Genomic DNA, 19,409 nt, shown 5'->3' on the forward strand with positions numbered 1-19,409 from the left:
GGTGGGGAAACGATATGGTGCAAATAAGTAGTAACTTTCTCTTTACCGCATTTATTTTATATTTAATTGCGACTCTATTTTTTGGGGGAGCCATTAAAGAAAAGGGTCATAAATGGGCAAATGTAGGAATAACGATTACAATTTTAGGGTTTATAGCACAAACAGTATATTTTGTTACAAGGTGGATTGCATCAGGGCATGCGCCAGTTAGTAACTTTTTTGAATTCGGTACATTTTTCGGCATGATGCTTGTAGGAGCATTTATTGTCATGTATTTTATGTACCGTGTAAGCATAATCGGACTATTTGCATTACCAGTTGCGCTTTTATTAATTGCCTATGCAAGTATGTTTCCGAGGGAAATATCTCCGCTTATTCCATCTTTAAAAAGTAATTGGTTACATATTCACGTGACGACTGCAGCAGCAGGACAAGCCATTTTAGCGATTAGTTTTATTACAGGCGTTATGTATTTATTGAAAAATGTAGATCAATCGACGAGAAGTAAACGTACATTTTGGCTAGAGACGGTAGTATTTACACTTGTTTGTACAGTTGGATTTATTGGAGTAACAACGGTATTTTCTAGTATGAAATATGAAGCGAAGTTTCAATGGATTGATAAAAATGAACAACAACTGGAAATGAAGTACAATCTTCCGGCTTTAGTTGGACCGCATGAAGGGAAGTTACTGACAGAAAATAAATTAGAACCGGCAGTTGAAGTTCCAGCAATTGTAAATGCAAAAAAATTAAATACTGTTGTTTGGTCAGTGTTAGTTGGGACATTACTGTATATTGTATTAAGACTCGTTTTACGGAAGCGAGTATCGGCGGCACTTCAGCCGTTAGTAAAGAATACGAATAGTGATCTACTAGATGAAATCGGATATCGATCTATTGCAATTGGATTCCCAGTTTTCACATTAGGTGCATTAATTTTTGCGATGATTTGGGCTCAAATAGCGTGGACGCGCTTTTGGGGCTGGGATCCGAAAGAGGTTTGGGCACTTATAACGTGGCTCTTTTATGCTGCAGTACTACATTTACGATTATCTAAAGGGTGGCATGGAGAGAAATCAGCTTGGCTTGCAGTAATTGGTTTTGCAATCATTATGTTTAACTTTATTGTAGTAAACTTAATTATTGCCGGTTTACATTCATATGCATAGAGAAATAAAATAGGAGAGTGCATGTCACTTTCCTATTTTATTTTTGTCAACTTTTCTTCTTTTTTGAGAAAAACATGACAAAGTAGCGGTTGATTTTGTAAAATGATGTCGAGGACATTATATACAGTTCAAAAAAAATACATAGTTTTGGAAAAAAATTGAACAAAATTTATTATTCTTGTGAAGCATAATATGGGAAGTGAAACATTTAGAAGATTGCTTAAATAAACGAGAATAGCGCAACATAATAGTTAAAGAAGGGTAGGTGTGAACCGCTGAGGTGAGAGTACGCAGCGGGTAGAGATGGAAAATGAATCAAGAATTTTAATTGTAGATGATGAGGATCGTATTCGTCGTTTATTGAAAATGTACTTAGAAAGAGAACAATATACGATTGAAGAAGCAGATAATGGTGATACAGCTTTAGAAATGGCGTTGCAAAATGATTACGATTTAATCTTATTAGATCTTATGATGCCTGGTAAAGATGGCATTGAAGTATGTAAAGGGGTTCGTGAGAAGAAAGCGACACCAATTATTATGCTGACAGCAAAAGGTGAAGAAGTAAATAGAGTACAAGGATTTGAAGTTGGAACAGATGATTATATTGTAAAGCCGTTTAGTCCACGTGAGGTCGTGCTACGTGTGAAAGCGGTATTACGTCGTGCTGTACCAACAACATTCTTTACACAAGATACAACGACAAAAGATGTTACTGTATTCCCTCACTTAACAATTGATAACGATGCACACCGTGTTACTGCAGATGGCAATGAAGTAAACTTAACGCCGAAAGAATATGAGTTACTATTATTTTTAGCGAAAGCTCCTGATAAAGTATTCGATCGTGAGCAGCTGTTAAAAGAAGTATGGCAATATGAATTCTTCGGAGATTTACGTACAGTTGATACACATGTAAAGCGTTTACGTGAGAAGTTAAGCAAAAAATCACCAGATGCAGCGAAAATGATTGTTACTGTTTGGGGTGTAGGTTACAAATTTGAGGTTGTGAACGACTGATGCTTTGGAGAAGTGTAGTAGGGAAGTTATGGATGACCATATTACTTCTCGTTTCGTTTGTTCTTGGATTTGTTGCGATTTTACTTTCACAATTTTTTAGAACGTATTATGTTGATATGAGTGAAAATAGACTTCAAAAAGTCGCAACAAGTGTTACGGAATTAATTGAAGAAGGTGCCGATGTAAAAACGATTGAGAACATCGCGTACAAATTCTCTGATCCACTTTCAAGGATTATTATTGTAGAAGATGGCAAGGAAATCTCTTCTTCACCGAAACAAGAAGGGTTAGTCACTCTTACAATGGATGATTTAAAAGAAGATAAAGAATTAGCCGCTGTTTTTACGGACAAAAAAGAAATTAAGAACAACATTAGAAAAGCTTCTGATAGTAGAAAGAATAAAAGCACTGAAAATGATATTGTGATCGTTGGGAAACCAGTACAATCAAAAAATCAAAGCGCAGTGTTCGTATATGAATCTTTACAAGTGCCAATAAAAGATATGGAGAGAACGACTGATTTCATTTTCTTAGCCGCTGGGATTGCGATTATATTAACAACTTTCTTTGCGTTCTTCTTATCTACTCGGATTACAGCACCGCTTCGTAAAATGCGTGAGGTTGCTTTTGAAGTGTCACGTGGGAAATTTGATGCAAAGGCTCCTATGGTATCTCAGGACGAAATTGGTGAGCTGGCAACGGCCTTAAATCAAATGGGTAAACAGTTGAAGTTTAATATGAATGCTTTGCAGCAAGAAAAAGAACAGTTAGCCAGTATTTTGAGTAGTATGGCAGATGGAGTTATTACGTTAAATCAAGAAGGTGAAGTCGTAGTTATTAATCCACCGGCTGAACATTTCTTACAAGTTTGGCAAGAAGAAAAAGAGATAGAGTTAAGAAAAAAATTACCTTCTGAACTTGTGGAACTATTCCATCTCGTTGTAGAAAGCGAGCAACAACAAGTTGTTGAAATTAATTTACAAAAAGGGAACTATGTAGTTCTTATGACACCACTTTACAATCAAACGAAAATTCGTGGGGCTGTAGCGGTACTGCGAGATATGACGGAAGAACGTCGTCTTGAGAAAATGCGTCAAGACTTTATTGCGAATGTATCACATGAACTTCGTACACCGATGGTCATGCTGCAAGGGTATAGTGAAGCGATTTTAGATGATATTGTGCAAACGAAAGAGGAAATAGATGAGTTTGTTCAAATCATTTATGATGAATCCGTTCGTTTAGGTAAACTTGTAAATGAATTGTTAGATTTAGCTCGTATGGAAAGCGGTCACGTAGAGTTACATATTGGTGAAGTCGACATACATCCGTTTGTGGAAAAAATTGGTCGTAAATTCCAAGGGATTGCAAAGGATAAAGAAGTTGAACTAACAGTTGATTTCCGGAATCAGATTGAAGAATATGCGTTTGATGCAGATCGGATGGAACAAGTGTTGACGAACTTGATTGATAACGCAATTCGTCATACGAATGCGGGTGGACATGTAACGCTTGTAATTGATACGAAAAATAATGGCCTCATTTTTGAAGTACAAGATTCGGGTGCAGGCATTCCAGAAGAGGATATTCCATTTTTATTTGATCGTTTCTATAAAGCTGATAAAGCAAGAACACGTGGGAAAAAGGGTGGAACAGGACTTGGGCTTGCGATTGCGAAAAATATTGTTCAAGGCCATGACGGTAAAATTGCTGTATCAAGTGTTGTTGGAGAAGGAACTACATTCTCTGTATATTTACCGAATCGTATAATTTAGATATGTGTTTTTAAAGTTGATAATGAATAAAGTTCTGCTGTTTTTTATTTTTTTGTAAACTCAATTAAATAAAGAATGGTAGAACTTTTTTCTATCTTGATCGAATCAAGAATAACAAGAGAGGGTGCTGTGAAGAAATGAAATTATATACAAAAACAGGAGATAAAGGAACGACAAGTGTAATAGGTGGCAGGGTTGATAAAGATGATATCCGTGTGGAAGCGTATGGAACAATAGACGAGGCAAATTCTCATATTGGATATGCAATGACTAAGGTTCAAGGCGGGGCTTTTAGAGATATTTACAATGAGCTCGAAAATATTCAACATGAACTATTTGATTGCGGAGGAGACTTGGCAATAGTGGAACAAAAAATTCCTTATAAAGTGACAATTGAGATGGTTGAAAGTTTAGAAAGAAAGATTGATTTATATATAGAAGAAGCCCCGCCATTAGAACGCTTTATTTTGCCAGGTGGTAGCGAGGCGGCGGCTACTATTCATATTGCACGTACTGTTGTAAGGAGAGCAGAACGCTCTATAGTATCATTGCAAAAAGAAGTGAAAATAAATGAAGTTGTCTTAAAGTATGTAAATAGATTATCTGATTATTTGTTTGCGATAGCTCGAGTAATAAATGCCCGATTACAAGTGAAAGATGTGGAGTATAACCGTAGTGCATTAGTTTTTCGTGATAAGAAAGAGAAGGAAGTGGAGTAATTCACTTTCTTTTTTTTGTATACTTTTTTCTGTAATATACCAAAATAGAGAAGGTATGGTGGTAATTAGAAAACGGAGGATGTATATGAAAGTTTTAAAATGCGGCGTCATGTTATTGAGTATACTGTTTGTATCTCAATTACATGTTTATGCAGAAGAAAATCGATGGACATGGCCTGTTGAAGGTCAGATAAGTGATTATTTTGGGACAAGGCATGGAAAACACTATGGTATTGATGTAGCTGCGCCGATTGGAACGCCTGTGGCAGCTATTCAAGATGGTAGGGTAACGAAGTCTTATTATTCAAGTAGTTATGGAAATGTTGTATTTATTAAACACGGAGAATATGAGGCTGTATATGCACATTTAAATAAGAGATATGTGGGGCAAGGAGATTATATTTCCAAAGGAGAAAAAATTGGAGAAGTAGGGAACACGGGAGAATCGCGAGGTGCACACTTACATCTAGAACTTCATCAAGGAAGATGGACGATGGCGAAAAAGAATGCGATGAACCCATTGCTTGTTTTAAATGAACAAAGAAATGAAGTTGTTTCTTCATCATTATATGTCGTACAAAAAGGGGATACTTTAGTTAGTATTGCACGGAAATTTAGTATGACACTTAAGGAAATTAAAGAAAAAAATGGATTGCAGCAAGAGCTAATTTATCCTAATCAACAATTATATGTTAAGTGAAGGAAACATCTCAAAAATTAAACTTTGAACAAATTTATGTTCTTCTTAAATAAGGTTCAATGTAAATGAAATTATATGGGCGCTTTTGCTAGAACTATTGAGTGAATTAGAGCATCTATATCTAAAAGAAAACCGTCCCAAAATTTATTTTGGGACGGCTTCTTTTACCAAAAAATAAAGACACATATAAATCCAGAAATAGCTAAATAGCTATATAAGTAAAAAACTTTTGTTCTTGTTTTCTCTTTTGTTCGAAACAGTACGATAGTCGGTTCAATTAAACCGATTGTCAAACAAAGTAGGCCAAGAAGCATACAACCAATCGAAATAGAATACAGGGCGATTTGTGGTGCTTGAAATGGAATCATCCATTTTAATAAAAATGCAATAAGTGCAGTGTAACAAATACTACCGATGTATTTATTCAGTGGTGTATTAGAACGAAAACCAGGAAGTTTTTTTAAGAAAGAGCGGGAAACAACTTCTGTTTGTAAAGATGTATGCTCTTCAATAATTTTTTGAGCTTCTTTTCCTTTTTGAAAAAGAGATAAGATCCAATTTCGCTCACCCTGAAAAATAAATTGAGAAGTTGTCAAATAGTGATCAATCTTTACTTTATTCCAACTCTTCCACGGATGACGCTCACACAATTTTAATTTACTTTCTGTTTTTTTATCATACTGATAAATACTGATGCCATCTTCATCGAAAGTAGCATAGTATGTCTCGTTTGAGAATGTGCCTAAATCAATTGGACAATAGAAAAGTAATTCTTTTTTTAAGTAAAAGTATTCTTTTCTTAAGTTTTTTTTCATTGCTTCTCGAATAGAATGTCTCTTGTCTTTTTTCATGACATTTCCTCCATAACTCAGAAAATGTTCTTATCTTAACAATTCAATATCTTATCACTTTTAATTATATATGACTAGGTAATTCAAAAGAGAAATGCCGAATAATAAAAAATATGGATTGTATTGTAAAATATCTCGCAATTTATTTTTTGTTACGAAAAATAAATAACTAATTTTAAATAAGTTACAATTTTTTAGTTCACAATGTTATGAGGTTGTTGTATAATGAAGGGGAAAATAGAATATCGGTCTATCTTCGGGGCAGGGTGAAAATCCCGACCGGCGGTGATGAACTATTTATGATTTTGTTCTAAGCCCGCGAGCCGTTAAGGCAGGATTTGGTGTGATTCCAAAGCCGACAGTATAGTCTGGATGGGAGAAGATGGAGGTTCAAGCGTTCAAAAAAGATATGGATTTGAACGTCTGTTTGATGTGCCTTAAATTCTCCCTTTGTGTAAAACACAAAGGGTTTTTTCGTTCTATGAAAAAATAGGCATAGCAGAACCTTTCCACTTTCCATGAGATGATCGATGGAAAAGGAGAGAGAAAGATGAAACAAAAAAACAGTGTAGTGCAGATGGTGAGTGTAGCGATGCTAAGTAGTATTGCATATTTACTAATGATGTTAGATTTCCCGTTCCCAGGGCTTCCGCCATTTTTGAAAATTGATTTTAGTGATGTACCAGCTCTAATTGCAGCAATTATCTTTGGACCAGTAGCAGGAGTGATTGTAGAGGCGATAAAGAACATTTTACATTACGGGATTCAAGGAAGTTTAACGGGAGTACCAGTTGGAGAAATTGCAAACTTTATTGCAGGATGTTTATTTATTGGACCAGCAGCTTTCTTATTTAGAAAGTATCGTACTGTGAAGAGTTTAACTACAGGATTAATGCTAGGGACAATTACAATGGCACTTATTATGAGTGTATTAAACTACATCATCATATTCCCGGCTTACACTTGGTTTTTAAATTCACCGGCTATGTCTAGCGAAGCTATAAGAACAACGGTTGTAACGGCAATCTTACCATTTAATTTAATTAAAGGGATTGTTGTAACAATTGTATTTGTAGCATTATTCTCACGCCTGAAAGTATGGGTGTTTGCAAAAATGAAAAATGCATAATATATATTAAAACCATTAGTAGTGTGAAACTACTAATGGTTTTTTATTAAGGAAAATAAAATTTAGATACAAAAAATGCCCCTCATCAATATGAGGGGCATTTTTTGAAGTTAATAAAAGACTATTCGAATTTTAAAGCGTCTCCGTCGAATGATTCGTCAGCAACTTTAATTGAGTCAGTTGGACAGCCTTCGAATGCATCCATCATATCTTCAATTAATACATCTGGAATTTCAACGATACCTTGGTTATCATCTAATGTTACAAATGCAATACCTTCATCATCATAGTCATAAATGTCTGGTGCAGCAGCGCCACAAGCACCACATGCAATACAAGTATCTTTATCAACGATTGTATATTTTGCCATCTTTTTTCCCTCCTGATAATATGTATGTGAAAAGCTCGCCATAAAAATTATAACCTTATTGTAAAACGGTTTGTAAAACTTTTCAACATAAAATTATAATGATAATGCTTATCAATTAGAGTGTCAACTTATTTTTGAATTATGTCATAAGATTTTCAAAATACGTAAATATGATTTCGTTTGATACAATAGAATATATACAAGTATATAGTTCTTATATGATAAGTTTAATGAGCGAAAGTAGATAGTGTAATTGTACTGAAAAGAATGAAGTTAAGATTGGAAGGTGGAAGCGGTCATGCAAATACAATATACTTTGTTGCATTGTTTAAAACAATTGAATGGTGAAAGAACCGTTTCTTCTATTTATTATTTACTAAAGGGCAAACGTTCTTCGCAAACTTTACAAGATGGAAATATGTTCCGAATTTCTTTTTTGTTCGGAATATACAAATCGTTGAATAGAAATGACTATGATGGTGAAGTTGCAAAGTTGTTGCAAGCGAATTTTATTCAAGAAATACATGAAAATACATATGTGTTAACACCTACGGGTAAAATGCAGTTACATAAATGGGAGGAAGTTTATGCTTTTCCGGCGCATTTGCATGGTTTACATTATGGTGAATTAGGTGAAACATTTTGGAAAAGATTATCATTAATTATTCAAACTATATCAAATTTACAACAGAATAATACGAAGTTTATCCCAATTCAGCAAGATACAGAAATAATGATGTGGGTGAAACGTTTTCTAACAGGAATACCATATAAGAGAAGTGAGTTGGCGAGAAAACTATGGACGGAAGTACATAATCTTTTAGAAAAGAGCAATACGATAGAAGCGACGATTGTAACATATCGGCTAACGGGTTATGAACGTATTGGTTGTACATTGCAACAATTAGCAGAAATTACGAAACAAGATATATTCAGGGTGTATTTTTTATTTTGGGGTACAATGCATTTCTTTATACAAGAAGTTCGTGATAAAGAAAATGAATTTCCACTATTAGCTGAAATTATATCTTATCCAAATGAGAGAGCTGAATTATTTAGTTTATCGACGAAAAAAACATATAATTTTTGGAGACAAGGACGTTCTTTAGAAGAAATAGCGACGATTCGGAATTTAAAGGTTGCAACGATAGAAGATCATTTTGTTGAAATTGCTTTGCGAGAAAAAGATTTTTCTATTGAAATGTTTATGGAAAAAGAAAAGATAGACAAAGTAATAAAAGTAATTGAAGCATTGCAAACGCGGAAGTTACGTGTTTTGAAACAAGCGGTTGGAGAAGATATCTCTTATTTTGAAGTTCGTCTTGTATTAGCGCGGATGGAGGGTGTAAATGAAACTTGAAGAATATTTATATAAGTGGTTTGGATATTCTGAATTTCGTCCAGGTCAAAAAGGAGTTATTACAGATTTATTAGAAGGAAAAGATGTGATAGCAATGCTTCCGACTGGAAGAGGGAAATCTATGTGCTATCAGTTTCCGGGGCTTATGCGAGAAGGAACAGTGCTTGTTGTATCACCGTTATTATCTTTAATGGAAGATCAAGTGACACAATTAAAGTATGTTGTGAAAAACCGAGTAATAGCATTTAATAGTTTTCGGACATTAAATGAAAAAAGAGAAGCGATGAAAAAATTATCTTCATATAAATTTATTTTTGTTTCACCAGAGATGTTACAGTCGGAGTTATTAATTAGGGAATTGAAGAAAATTCATATTTCATTATTTGTTGTTGATGAGGCTCATTGTATTTCTCAATGGGGTTATGATTTTAGACCGGACTATAAAAAACTAAATGTAGTTATTGAAAATATTGGTTCTCCTACAGTATTAGCATTGACAGCCACAGCGACAAAAGGGGTACTGCAGGATATCGCAAATAGTTTAAATTTAAAGGGTGCCGCGGAACATGTATACTCTATTGACCGTCCTAATATTGCAATGGATGTGCAATTTGTAGAGACGATAGAAGAAAAGAAAGAGGCGCTTTTAGAGCAGGTGATGTATTTACAAGGGCCGGGGATTGTATATTGCTCAAGTAGAGCGTGGACAGAAAGGTTAACGGAATACTTGAGAGGGAAAGGTGTTACTGGTGTAGCTTTTTATCATGGTGGTATGGAACATGAAGAGCGTATGTTAATTCAACAGCAGTTTATGAACGATCAATTGCAACTTGTAATATGCACAAGTGCATTTGGTATGGGGGTAAATAAGGCGAATACGCGATATATTATTCATTTTCATTATCCAACTAATATAGCTTCTTACTTACAAGAAATCGGAAGAGCTGGAAGAGATGGCGAACCGAGTATAGCTATTTTATTATGTAGTCCGTTGGATCATGATTTACCAATTTCAATCATTGAGGATGAATTGCCGAGTAAGTCACAAATACAATTTTTATTTTCTTTACTACAAGAAAGAATGTTTCAAACGAAAGAATTACCAATAGAAGATGTAGAAGAAATTTGTTATAATGCAGCAAGATTTAATGAGCAATATTGGCGTTTCGTTCGTTATCATCTCGAACAGGTTGGAATTATACAACAACGAAGATTATTATTAGAAGGTTTGTCAGATGAAATCATGAACCGATTAATAGCTGAAGTAGAAATAAGGTTGCGTAATAAATATAGTGAGCTAGAAAATATGAAGTCATGGATACAAGTTAAAGGATGTAGACGTGAATATGTGCTGCAACAGTTCGGTTATAGGAAAGAGCAAGAGTTAATTAATTGCTGCGATTATTGCGGTATTACAAAAGAAGATTATAAAAAAAGACGAGCGCAACAATCGGATTTCGACTATAATTGGGAAACAGAGTTACAAAAGCTTTTCGGCCTAGAAAAGATGGAGGAATGATGAACATTCAAAGGCATAATGTTGAAGATATGAGTCCGCAGGAAATAAGGCTGAATCTATATATAACACAGTTAATTATTATCGGTATTGGCTGTTTACTGGCATATATATTATTTCAAGATGTAAAAGAAGTCTTTAATTTATGGAAGTGGGAACCAGTATCTATACTTATTATAGGTGGTTTGTTAGCGATTGGTATTGTGTTATTAGATTATGTTGCAATGCGAGTGTTTCCGGAGTCTTGGTTTGATGATGGTGGTATTAACGATAAGATGTTTCGAGGAATGTCCGTTCTGCATTTACTCGTTATTACGTTCTTAATTGGTTTTGCAGAAGAATTTTTATTTAGAGGTGTAGTACAGACTCATTTTGGAATTGTAATTGCGAGCTTCGTATTTGCAGTGTTACATATTCGTTATATAACAAAGCCATTTTTGTTTTGTTTCGTCTGTTTCATTAGTTTTGTCTTTGGTTATGTATTTGAATGGACAGGAAATTTGTTTATAACAATCTTTGCACACTTTCTTGTTGATTTTATAATGGGACTCCAATTAAGAAAATAAATGGAAGGTGGTGGTGAACAACATGAGGAAACGAATTCCTGATTTTGAAGAGGAATTAGAAGTTGAGCGAGTGGAAGAAAAAGAAAGTTTACCGCCGCGTAGTGAAATTCATAGAAATAAAGAAAAAAAACAAAAGTTTAAAATAAATCACATTTTCGTCCGGGTTTTAACATTTCTATTCATTCTGCTGCCAATTAGTATTTTGTGGTATACGGATAAATATATTCAGGTGAAGGGTGATAGTAATAATGCCGGAAAAAGTGCGTTTGAAGTAATCTTCTTTGATTCAGCTAAATCTGAGTCACAGAAACATTCTGAAAAAGTAATAACGCATACTGTGAAAGAGGGAGAAACTTTAGAAAGTATAGCGAAGCAATATTTTTCAGATGGAAATGGAATTGAAGTAATTAAAAAGTATAATAACTTGCAAGAAGATGAAGTGAGTGCAGGTCAAGAATTAAAAATTCCGATAAAAGATAAGTCCACAAAGCAAGAAAGCTAGTGAGTTAAGCGATCACAGTTTGTTATAAAAGCCTAGGATTATCTTTATGAGGAGGGGAGTCAAAAATATGATATGGATTATATTATTCAGTACTCTCATAGGCATGGGGATTTTATTGCTTCTTGTGATGTATAAAGAAGCGATGCGTAATACGGTGTTGGAACATACTTTAGTATTTAAAGAATTTCCGAAAAGTTTTCAAAAAGTAAATGTGTTTTTTATTTCTGATATTCATAGAAGAGTCATTTCGAATTTGTTAATTGAACAAGTAAAAGGAAAAGTAGATCTCGTAATTATCGGAGGAGATTTAGCAGAGAAAGGTGTCTCTTTATCAAAAATCTCTGCGAATATTCAAAAGTTAAGAGAGATAGCTCCTGTATATTTTGTGTGGGGAAACAATGATTATGAGATAGAATATCATGAATTAGATGCGTTATTATTAGAAAATAACGTAAAAGTTTTAGATAATACAAGAGTGGTATTTGAGTCTGAATTAGGCGAGAAAATTTGTTTGCTCGGTATAGATGATGTTGGATTGCACCGTGATCGTCTAGATTTGGCATTGGCGGATTGTAAAGAAGATGGTTTTCGTATCCTAGTTAGTCACAACCCTGATATAATAAAAAAAATGTCTGGAAATGAACAGATTTCACTTGTCTTAAGTGGACATACGCATGGAGGGCAAATCCGATTATTCTCATCTAAAAAATATTTAAAAGGTGGCGTATATAACCATTTAAATACGATTCTCTTTGTTAGTAATGGGTATGGAACAACATTGATACCACTTCGTTTCCGAGCACCTGCTCAAACACACATCATTACATTGTGCGGAGGGAAATGATGCCAACTCTTAATGGGAAATACAATATAAAAGCCGTTTCGAATATAATTGGAGTTCAGCCGAGTACGCTTCGTGCATGGGAAAGACGATATCAAATTATTGCCCCAAAGCGGAATCAAGCTGGGCATCGTTTATATACAGAAGAGCATATTCAAATTTTAAAATGGTTAATGGAAAAAGTTTCTTCCGGTATGATGATTGGACAAGCAGTTCAATTATTAGAAGAGAATCGTTTGCAGAGTACAGTTCAAAAAGAGATACATTTCGATAAAGAAGTTGTTTTAGTGGACGATTTGCTACAAGCTTTGTTAAAATTTGATGAAATTACAATTGCTGCATTATTAAACGAAGCTTTTAGTATATATTCAACAGAGAAGGTTGTTGCCAGTATTGTTCTTCGAGTGACAGACAAATTATTAACGTCAAAAAATAATAATGAGATTTCAATGGTGCAATTTCAATATGCACTATCATTTTTACAAACGCGTCTAGGGATGGTGTATCACAATGCCTCAATGTTTTCCTCTTTACACAAAGTTATTGTGTTAGAAAAGGATGCATTGAAAGGATTTATTTTTTCAACTTATTTACGCTTAAAAGGATATGAGGCGATATATATTAGGACAAGCTTAGCTGAAGATGGTATGTTATCAGCGGTAGAGGAAATACAGCCGAAATATGTATTTGTATCTTTTGCTGACGAACAAGAAATGAAAAAGACGATGAACTTTATAAATTTATTACAAGAAAAAAGGGAATCTCTTTCAGTTGGATTTATCGGAAAGCTAGGCGTTCTAAACCAGTTGGACATTGAAACAATCTTAATTGGTGATACGAAAGAAGAATGGGATGGATGGTTAAAAATGTCGGAATAGTTGTTCGAAAAGAACCATCTATTTTCTATTTCATATAATAAAAATTAGATGCATTGGTTACGTAGGGAGGGTATGAGATGAGGCTGGAACGATTAAATTACAATAAGATAAAAATTTTTCTAACATTTGATGATTTATCTGAACGAGGATTAACGAAAGAAGATTTATGGAGAAATGCACCGAAAGTACAGCAATTATTTCGTGATATGATGCAAGAAGCAAATAAGGAATTAGGGTTTGAAGCAGATGGTCCGATTGCAGTTGAAGTGTTTTCTCTACAAGCACAAGGGATGGTTGTAATTGTAACGAAAGAAAATCAAGAAATGGATACAGATGATGAGTTCCGTGACGAGTTTATTGAAATGCAAGTGACTCTAGATGAAAGTGAGCATATATTATATGAGTTTGCTACGCTAGATGACGTAATTAACCTGTCGAATCGCTTATATAACCTTGGTGTAACTGGCGGAAAGCTATATACGTGGGATGAGCGCTTCTATCTTTGGGTGGAAGAAGAGGAACAAATTCAATTGTTGAAGGTGGATTTTATAGCTATTTTAGCGGAATACGGTAATCCGTCTACAGCAACCATTTATCGCATCATGGAGTACGGTAAAGAATTAATGGATGTTAACGCGATAGAGCAAATACACAATTACTTTGTGAAAAAACAAAACCTCAGCTAATACAACATAGCTGAGGTTTTGTTTTTATTTGGAGAAGGGAAGGGATGATTGTAAATACTCGAACATACTTTTTGAAAATAAAATATGCAGTTTTATAGGAGTGTGGTTGATGAAAATAAAAAACATTTAAATATTTAAGTATTTTACTTTTCTAAAAGTAATAAAAGGACTATAATAATAGTGAAAACGCTTGCAACAGAAAATAGTTTGTATATATTTGTTAGCGTTTTCTATTGCATTCCAAATTTAAGGGTGTATACTAGGCAATGAAGGTTTACTAAACAAGTGAAATTACAGGGGGTTTACTTACTATGGTAGCCGAAAAGGGAACTCAAACAAAAACACAACAACAAAGGGAACAACATTTTGAACTATTGAATTCAACACAAATTGTTATTAGTGAAGCGTTAGAAAAATTGGGTTATCCAAACGAAGTATATGAATTATTAAAAGAACCAATTCGTATGATGACAGTGAAAATACCAGTTCGTATGGATGACGGGACTGTTAAAATATTTACAGGATATCGTGCACAACATAATGATGCTGTTGGTCCAACGAAAGGTGGGATTCGCTTCCATCCGAATGTAACAGAAAATGAAGTGAAAGCACTTTCAATCTGGATGAGTTTAAAATGTGGTATTGTTGATTTACCATATGGTGGAGGTAAGGGTGGAATTATTTGTGATCCACGTGAAATGTCATTCCGTGAGTTAGAAAGATTAAGCCGCGGTTATGTACGAGCAATTAGCCAAATCGTAGGACCGACGAAAGATATTCCAGCTCCAGATGTATTCACAAACTCTCAAATTATGGCATGGATGATGGATGAGTATAGCCGTATTGATGAATTTAATTCACCAGGATTTATTACAGGTAAACCGCTTGTATTAGGTGGATCACATGGACGTGAAACAGCAACAGCGAAAGGTGTAACAATTTGTATTCGCGAAGCTGCGAAAAAACGTGGCATTGATATTAAGGGTGCACGCGTTGTTGTTCAAGGATTCGGTAATGCTGGTAGCTTCTTAGCTAAATTTATGCATGATGCAGGTGCGAAAGTTATTGCAATCTCAGATGCTTACGGCGCGTTACATGATCCAAATGGATTAGATATTGATTATTTATTAGACCGTCGTGATAGCTTCGGTACAGTAACAAAGCTATTTAACAATACAATTTCAAACAAAGAATTGTTAGAACTTGATTGCGATATTTTAGTTCCAGCTGCAATTGAGAACCAAATTACAGAAGAAAATGCTAATGATATTAAAGCGAAAATCGTTGTTGAAGCTGCAAATGGTCCAACAACATTAGAAGCGACTAAAATTTTAACAGATCGCGGAATTTTACTTGTTCCAGACGTGTTAGCAAGTGCTGGTGGTGTAACAGTATCTTACTTTGAGTGGGTACAAAATAACCAAGGTTACTACTGGACTGAAGAAGAAGTAGAACAACGTTTAGAAAAAGTAATGGTAAGATCATTTGATTCTATTTATGAAACAGCACAAGTTCGTAAAGTGAACATGCGCTTAGCGGCGTACATGGTTGGTGTTCGTAAAATGGCTGAAGCAAGCCGCTTCAGAGGTTGGGTATAAAATATTATATCTTGAGAAAACGTGATTTCCTTTCGAGGGAATCACGTTTTTTTGTTGAAGTATTAAATGAGGTGTTGTATATGGAGAATGAAATGCTGGAGCGAGTAGAACAATTAGAAGAAAAGGTTAAGAGGTTAGAGGGAGAACTCGCAAGAACGATGAAAGCTCGAAAAATAAGTACCATTCGGATGTTCGGGGAAGGGCTACTGTTTCTGATATTTGGTGTGGTTGTAATAGGGCCGATTATTGCCGTTGTAATCTCAATTTTTACTTGGCTTGCTGAAAAATAAAATAAAAATAAAAAAAGAACGCTTGTTCTGTACGAACAAACGTGCTATACTCTCCTTAGATAAACAAAACGGAAATGATTTTAAGGAGAGATAAATGATGAAAATGACAGTAGACCAAAGATTTATGATGCCAGCAGATGTTGTAGAGCGAGTGGAAGTATTACGAAACAAACAAAGCAAGCGTGGCACATTATTACAATCGGTAAATAAATTTTTCGGTTTAGATACGAAAGAAGATTGTGTTTGGTTTTACGGTTTTTATGGAGTGGCTGTAAGTATCTTGTTGTTTATGGTGTTCACTTCAAATATTTTCGATTTTCTCTTCGCGTAAGAAATATGCGATAAGGACATTGCTACCGAATACATATATAAGGAAGTAAGGTAACCTTCTAGAGCGGGAGTTGGTAGCAATGGCGATGTTTCCTATAGAGCGCAATTATATTGGATATGGAAGTTCACGACCGGGGATTCCTCTGACTAAAGTGAGATTTATCGTAAGCCATGATACAGGGAATCCTGGAAGCAATGCGATAGGGAATCGAGATTACTTTAATGAATTACAACCGAAAGCTTCGGCGCATACATTTATAGATGATAAAACAATATTGGAGATTATTCCTATAAATGAAGTTGCGTATCATGTTCGATATGGTGTGCCGACGGATAATGACTTATATGGCTATGACGCAAATAAGGCGGCCATTGGAGTGGAACTTTGTTATGGTGGCGATGTTAACTTTTGGGAAGCGTATAATCGTTTTACATGGTATCATGCGTATTTATGCCAAAACTTTGGCTTAAATCCGAAAAAAGATATCGTGTCACATAAAACGCTTGATCCAGCTAGAAAGATTGATCCTGAGAATGTATTAGGGAAACAAGGTATTAAATTTCAGCAGTTTTTAGCAGATGTCTATCGGATGTACGTTTCGTTTAGATGACAAATATATGAAAAATGAATACAATAAAGATAGGTGCCTACTGCTGTAAGTAGGTTTTTTCTTGTTTTTATAAATAGTGCATTGGTAGAAGACTAGGAGTGGACGAGTATGCAGAAAGAAACAGTTATTATAATCGGAGGCGGTCCGTGCGGATTAGCGGCTGCAATTTCGTTGCAAAAGGTAGGGATAAATCCGTTAGTAATTGAAAAAGGAAACATTGTAAATGCCATTTATAATTATCCAACTCATCAAACATTTTTCTCTTCTAGTGAAAAATTAGAAATTGGTGATGTAGCTTTTATTACAGAAAATCGTAAGCCAGTTCGAAATCAAGCGCTTGCGTATTATCGTGAAGTAGTAAAACGTAAATCTGTACGTGTAAATGCTTTTGAGCGAGTGGAGAAAGTTCAAAAAGATGGAGAAGTTTTTCAGGTTGAGACGACAAAGCGTGACGGAAGTAAGGAAATGTATATAGCGAAATATATTGTTGTAGCAACTGGATATTATGATAATCCAAATTATATGAATGTTCCAGGTGAGGAATTGAAGAAAGTAGCTCACTATTTTAAAGAGGGGCATCCTTATTTTGATCGAGATGTAGTAGTTATAGGTGGGAAAAACTCGAGTGTAGATGCCGCGTTAGAACTTGTTAAATCTGGTGCACGTGTAACGGTACTGTATCGTGGAAGTGAGTATTCACCAAGCATAAAGCCTTGGATTTTGCCGGAATTTGAGGCGTTAGTACGAAACGGTACAATTCAAATGCATTTTGGAGCTCATGTGAAAGAGATTGCTGAGCATACATTAACGTTTACAGTTGATGGTGAAGCTTTTACAATCCAAAACGATTTTGTATTTGCGATGACTGGTTATCATCCTGATCATAGCTTCTTAACGAAGATGGGTGTTCAGATTGATGAAGAAACAGGACGTCCAATTTATACAGAGGATAGAATGGAAACGAATGCTGAAAATATTTTCATTGCAGGTGTCATTGCTGCTGGAAATAATGCAAATGAAATATTTATCGAGAACGGTAGATTTCATGGAGATGCGATTGCGCAAACCATTGCATCAAGAGAAAAATAAAAAGGAGCTGTCGGGAAAATCTCGACAGCTCCTTTTTATTCGTGCATAAACATATTTTGAATGGATTCATGGGAATTTGTATTCTCTAATGCAACAAGTAATTTAATGCGTGCTTTTTGTGCATTTAAGCCGTATGTGAATACAATGCCCATATCTTTTAAGTGTTTACCGCCACCTTCATACGAATATACGTCTTGAACGATACCGTTGAAACAGCGAGAAACTAATACGACAGGAATACCTTTATTTAATAATCTTTCTAGGCTAGGTAGTGTTCTTGGAGGGAGATTACCTTGTCCAAGAGCTTCGATAACAATGCCGTCTACAGGAAGATTTTCGATTGCTGCTAATAATGTATCATCCATGCCAGCATATGCTTTTAGAACAACTACATTTTTAGACACTTTGTTTATCGTATATGATTCGCGATGTACTAAAGCGTGATGGAAGACAACGCCGCGTTTTGTTACCATTCCAATTGGTCCGTATTGTGGACTTTGGAATGTTGCGACATTACTTGTATGTGTTTTCGTTACATTTGTAGCGCAATGAATTTCGTCGTTTAATACGACTAAAACACCTTTTTCTGCAGCTTCATCACAACTAGCAACTTTTACAGCTGATAAGAAGTTATATAGACCATCAGCACCTAACTCATTGCTAGAGCGCATTGCACCTGTCACTACGATCGGAATAGTTGCTTGTACTGTTAAATCTAAGAAATAAGCTGTTTCTTCTAATGTATCCGTACCATGCGTAATAACTACGCCATGAATGTTGTCTTGTTTTACTCTTTCATCAATGATGACTTGTAATTGTAACATTTCGCTCGGTGTCATATGAGGAGATGGTAGATGGAACACATCTTCAACGATTAAATCAACATCGCCTTCTAAATCAGGAATGAATTTTAAAAGAGGATTTTTTTTACCTGGTTGTACGACCCCAGTTTCTTTATCTTCCTCCATTGCAATTGTTCCACCTGTGTGTAAAACTAGGATTCTTTTCAATGCTTATACCCCTTTCAAGTAAAAAAATACATTTAGAACATAACATGTTTTGAGTAAATTCGACAATGGAAATGTATAAAAGTATGCCTCGAAAATGACAATAAAATTAACTGCTATATGTACGATGTATAAAATTACGAAACGAAATGTGCAAATATAGTATAGGAGGGAGAAATTACGGTGAAAAAGATGGAGAGAATTTTTATTCGTATATTAATAATACAATTCATTTGTCTTTCTGTTGTACAATTGTTATTTATACATAAGTCATCAGTGAAATATTTATCTAAAATTGTTTATTATGAGGGTGTTATGGTAAAAAACAAAGTGGAAATCTTGCAGGTGAATCGGTAGTTTTCATTTTCTTCTATGAAGGATTATGCTACAATAATTGAG

At 34.9% G+C, this 19,409-nt stretch carries 22 protein-coding genes and 1 riboswitch; of the genes, 19 read left to right on the forward strand and 3 right to left on the reverse strand.

Annotation, left to right across the window (positions count from 1 at the left end):
- The first annotated feature begins 14 nt into the window (after positions 1 to 14).
- From resC to ACTFRY_RS11780, 5 genes are all read left to right on the forward strand, one after another.
- Positions 15 to 1,172 carry a cytochrome c biogenesis protein ResC gene (resC, locus tag ACTFRY_RS11760; RefSeq protein ID WP_098616290.1) on the forward strand — a complete coding sequence of 386 codons (1,158 nt, stop codon included), beginning with the start codon at positions 15 to 17 and terminating at the stop codon, positions 1,170 to 1,172.
- Positions 1,173 to 1,475: 303 nt separating this feature from the next.
- Positions 1,476 to 2,192: a DNA-binding response regulator ResD gene (gene resD, locus ACTFRY_RS11765; RefSeq protein ID WP_000426861.1), complete on the forward strand. Its 717-nt coding sequence runs from the start codon at positions 1,476 to 1,478 to the stop codon at positions 2,190 to 2,192.
- Positions 2,192 to 3,967: a sensor histidine kinase ResE gene (resE, locus tag ACTFRY_RS11770; protein WP_098616289.1), complete on the forward strand. Its 1,776-nt coding sequence runs from the start codon at positions 2,192 to 2,194 to the stop codon at positions 3,965 to 3,967. The genes resD and resE overlap by 1 nt, the downstream gene beginning before the upstream one ends.
- Before the next feature lie 137 nt (positions 3,968 to 4,104).
- Positions 4,105 to 4,686, forward strand: a complete 582-nt coding sequence (locus tag ACTFRY_RS11775) for a cob(I)yrinic acid a,c-diamide adenosyltransferase (RefSeq protein ID WP_000781277.1) — start codon at positions 4,105 to 4,107, stop codon at positions 4,684 to 4,686.
- A gap of 85 nt (positions 4,687 to 4,771) precedes the next feature.
- A complete protein-coding gene (locus tag ACTFRY_RS11780) occupies positions 4,772 to 5,386 on the forward strand; it encodes a peptidoglycan DD-metalloendopeptidase family protein (protein ID WP_000866120.1) in 615 nt (204 codons plus the stop codon).
- 164 nt (positions 5,387 to 5,550) lie between these two features.
- On the opposite strand, the gene ACTFRY_RS11785 is transcribed toward ACTFRY_RS11780, so the two are convergent.
- Entirely contained in the window at positions 5,551 to 6,237 is a 687-nt protein-coding gene (locus ACTFRY_RS11785; protein WP_000710837.1) for a hypothetical protein, read from the reverse strand.
- Between the two features lie 248 nt (positions 6,238 to 6,485).
- Positions 6,486 to 6,625: riboswitch (FMN riboswitch) on the forward strand.
- 162 nt (positions 6,626 to 6,787) lie between these two features.
- Between ACTFRY_RS11785 and ACTFRY_RS11790 the strand changes: the two genes are divergently transcribed.
- Complete coding sequence (locus ACTFRY_RS11790; protein ID WP_000810856.1) at positions 6,788 to 7,366, forward strand: ECF transporter S component; 579 nt, start codon at positions 6,788 to 6,790, stop codon at positions 7,364 to 7,366.
- Between the two features lie 121 nt (positions 7,367 to 7,487).
- On the opposite strand, the gene ACTFRY_RS11795 is transcribed toward ACTFRY_RS11790, so the two are convergent.
- Positions 7,488 to 7,736, reverse strand: coding sequence for a ferredoxin (locus ACTFRY_RS11795; protein WP_001151993.1), 249 nt, complete (start codon positions 7,734 to 7,736; stop codon positions 7,488 to 7,490).
- Positions 7,737 to 8,034: 298 nt separating this feature from the next.
- On the opposite strand from ACTFRY_RS11795, the gene ACTFRY_RS11800 reads away from it, so the two are divergent.
- The 12 genes from ACTFRY_RS11800 to ACTFRY_RS11855 all read left to right on the forward strand — a co-directional run bounded on the left by ACTFRY_RS11800 (position 8,035) and on the right by ACTFRY_RS11855 (position 18,003).
- Positions 8,035 to 9,096 carry a helix-turn-helix domain-containing protein gene (locus ACTFRY_RS11800; protein WP_001167008.1) on the forward strand — a complete coding sequence of 354 codons (1,062 nt, stop codon included), beginning with the start codon at positions 8,035 to 8,037 and terminating at the stop codon, positions 9,094 to 9,096.
- Positions 9,086 to 10,615 (forward strand): ATP-dependent DNA helicase RecQ, encoded by a 1,530-nt coding sequence (recQ, locus tag ACTFRY_RS11805; RefSeq protein WP_000762980.1) that lies wholly within the window; start codon positions 9,086 to 9,088, stop codon positions 10,613 to 10,615. Before ACTFRY_RS11800 ends, recQ begins: the two co-directional genes overlap by 11 nt.
- Positions 10,615 to 11,178 (forward strand): CPBP family intramembrane glutamic endopeptidase, encoded by a 564-nt coding sequence (locus ACTFRY_RS11810; protein WP_001025780.1) that lies wholly within the window; start codon positions 10,615 to 10,617, stop codon positions 11,176 to 11,178. The genes recQ and ACTFRY_RS11810 overlap by 1 nt, the downstream gene beginning before the upstream one ends.
- Before the next feature lie 22 nt (positions 11,179 to 11,200).
- Positions 11,201 to 11,680, forward strand: coding sequence for a LysM peptidoglycan-binding domain-containing protein (locus ACTFRY_RS11815; RefSeq protein WP_001231553.1), 480 nt, complete (start codon positions 11,201 to 11,203; stop codon positions 11,678 to 11,680).
- 67 nt (positions 11,681 to 11,747) lie between these two features.
- Positions 11,748 to 12,524, forward strand: coding sequence for a metallophosphoesterase (locus tag ACTFRY_RS11820; RefSeq protein ID WP_098616288.1), 777 nt, complete (start codon positions 11,748 to 11,750; stop codon positions 12,522 to 12,524).
- The gene (locus ACTFRY_RS11825) at positions 12,524 to 13,399 is read left to right on the forward strand and encodes a MerR family transcriptional regulator (protein WP_001142651.1); all 876 of its coding nucleotides are present in this window, start codon (positions 12,524 to 12,526) and stop codon (positions 13,397 to 13,399) included. The genes ACTFRY_RS11820 and ACTFRY_RS11825 overlap by 1 nt, the downstream gene beginning before the upstream one ends.
- Positions 13,400 to 13,476: 77 nt before the next feature.
- Positions 13,477 to 14,085: a genetic competence negative regulator gene (locus tag ACTFRY_RS11830; protein ID WP_098616287.1), complete on the forward strand. Its 609-nt coding sequence runs from the start codon at positions 13,477 to 13,479 to the stop codon at positions 14,083 to 14,085.
- Between the two features lie 311 nt (positions 14,086 to 14,396).
- Positions 14,397 to 15,683 carry an NAD-specific glutamate dehydrogenase gene (gene gudB, locus ACTFRY_RS11835; RefSeq protein ID WP_000225173.1) on the forward strand — a complete coding sequence of 429 codons (1,287 nt, stop codon included), beginning with the start codon at positions 14,397 to 14,399 and terminating at the stop codon, positions 15,681 to 15,683.
- Between the two features lie 80 nt (positions 15,684 to 15,763).
- On the forward strand, positions 15,764 to 15,973 hold the full coding sequence (locus ACTFRY_RS11840) for a hypothetical protein (protein WP_098616286.1): 210 nt from the start codon (positions 15,764 to 15,766) through the stop codon (positions 15,971 to 15,973).
- A gap of 94 nt (positions 15,974 to 16,067) precedes the next feature.
- Positions 16,068 to 16,304, forward strand: coding sequence for a DUF3961 domain-containing protein (locus ACTFRY_RS11845; protein WP_001983018.1), 237 nt, complete (start codon positions 16,068 to 16,070; stop codon positions 16,302 to 16,304).
- Between the two features lie 79 nt (positions 16,305 to 16,383).
- A complete protein-coding gene (locus ACTFRY_RS11850) occupies positions 16,384 to 16,914 on the forward strand; it encodes a peptidoglycan recognition protein family protein (RefSeq protein ID WP_001240655.1) in 531 nt (176 codons plus the stop codon).
- 108 nt (positions 16,915 to 17,022) lie between these two features.
- Entirely contained in the window at positions 17,023 to 18,003 is a 981-nt protein-coding gene (locus ACTFRY_RS11855) for a YpdA family putative bacillithiol disulfide reductase (protein ID WP_001168515.1), read from the forward strand.
- A 35-nt stretch (positions 18,004 to 18,038) separates the two neighbouring features.
- On the opposite strand, the gene ansA is transcribed toward ACTFRY_RS11855, so the two are convergent.
- On the reverse strand, positions 18,039 to 19,013 hold the full coding sequence (gene ansA / locus ACTFRY_RS11860; protein WP_000822026.1) for an asparaginase: 975 nt from the start codon (positions 19,011 to 19,013) through the stop codon (positions 18,039 to 18,041).
- 180 nt (positions 19,014 to 19,193) lie between these two features.
- Here ansA and ACTFRY_RS11865 point away from each other — a divergent pair, with 180 nt between their 5' ends.
- Positions 19,194 to 19,367 (forward strand): YpfB family protein, encoded by a 174-nt coding sequence (locus ACTFRY_RS11865; protein ID WP_000738057.1) that lies wholly within the window; start codon positions 19,194 to 19,196, stop codon positions 19,365 to 19,367.
- Positions 19,368 to 19,409 lie beyond the last annotated feature (42 nt).

This window comes from Bacillus cereus group sp. MYBK195-1 (assembly GCF_051916605.1).
Lineage (GTDB): Bacteria > Bacillota > Bacilli > Bacillales > Bacillaceae_G > Bacillus_A > Bacillus_A cereus.

Excerpts from the sequence above, each read along its gene's own strand:
- resC (WP_098616290.1), top strand. The coding sequence starts at position 15 with ATGGTGCAAATAAGTAGTAACTTTCTCTTTACCGCATTTATTTTATAT.
- resD (WP_000426861.1), top strand. The coding sequence starts at position 1,476 with ATGGAAAATGAATCAAGAATTTTAATTGTAGATGATGAGGATCGTATT.
- resE (WP_098616289.1), top strand. The coding sequence starts at position 2,192 with ATGCTTTGGAGAAGTGTAGTAGGGAAGTTATGGATGACCATATTACTT.
- ACTFRY_RS11775 (WP_000781277.1), top strand. The coding sequence starts at position 4,105 with ATGAAATTATATACAAAAACAGGAGATAAAGGAACGACAAGTGTAATA.
- ACTFRY_RS11780 (WP_000866120.1), top strand. The coding sequence starts at position 4,772 with ATGAAAGTTTTAAAATGCGGCGTCATGTTATTGAGTATACTGTTTGTA.
- ACTFRY_RS11785 (WP_000710837.1), bottom strand. The coding sequence starts at position 6,237 with ATGAAAAAAGACAAGAGACATTCTATTCGAGAAGCAATGAAAAAAAAC.
- ACTFRY_RS11790 (WP_000810856.1), top strand. The coding sequence starts at position 6,788 with ATGAAACAAAAAAACAGTGTAGTGCAGATGGTGAGTGTAGCGATGCTA.
- ACTFRY_RS11795 (WP_001151993.1), bottom strand. The coding sequence starts at position 7,736 with ATGGCAAAATATACAATCGTTGATAAAGATACTTGTATTGCATGTGGT.
- ACTFRY_RS11800 (WP_001167008.1), top strand. The coding sequence starts at position 8,035 with ATGCAAATACAATATACTTTGTTGCATTGTTTAAAACAATTGAATGGT.
- recQ (WP_000762980.1), top strand. The coding sequence starts at position 9,086 with ATGAAACTTGAAGAATATTTATATAAGTGGTTTGGATATTCTGAATTT.
- ACTFRY_RS11810 (WP_001025780.1), top strand. The coding sequence starts at position 10,615 with ATGAACATTCAAAGGCATAATGTTGAAGATATGAGTCCGCAGGAAATA.
- ACTFRY_RS11815 (WP_001231553.1), top strand. The coding sequence starts at position 11,201 with ATGAGGAAACGAATTCCTGATTTTGAAGAGGAATTAGAAGTTGAGCGA.
- ACTFRY_RS11820 (WP_098616288.1), top strand. The coding sequence starts at position 11,748 with ATGATATGGATTATATTATTCAGTACTCTCATAGGCATGGGGATTTTA.
- ACTFRY_RS11825 (WP_001142651.1), top strand. The coding sequence starts at position 12,524 with ATGCCAACTCTTAATGGGAAATACAATATAAAAGCCGTTTCGAATATA.
- ACTFRY_RS11830 (WP_098616287.1), top strand. The coding sequence starts at position 13,477 with ATGAGGCTGGAACGATTAAATTACAATAAGATAAAAATTTTTCTAACA.
- gudB (WP_000225173.1), top strand. The coding sequence starts at position 14,397 with ATGGTAGCCGAAAAGGGAACTCAAACAAAAACACAACAACAAAGGGAA.
- ACTFRY_RS11840 (WP_098616286.1), top strand. The coding sequence starts at position 15,764 with ATGGAGAATGAAATGCTGGAGCGAGTAGAACAATTAGAAGAAAAGGTT.
- ACTFRY_RS11845 (WP_001983018.1), top strand. The coding sequence starts at position 16,068 with ATGATGAAAATGACAGTAGACCAAAGATTTATGATGCCAGCAGATGTT.
- ACTFRY_RS11850 (WP_001240655.1), top strand. The coding sequence starts at position 16,384 with ATGGCGATGTTTCCTATAGAGCGCAATTATATTGGATATGGAAGTTCA.
- ACTFRY_RS11855 (WP_001168515.1), top strand. The coding sequence starts at position 17,023 with ATGCAGAAAGAAACAGTTATTATAATCGGAGGCGGTCCGTGCGGATTA.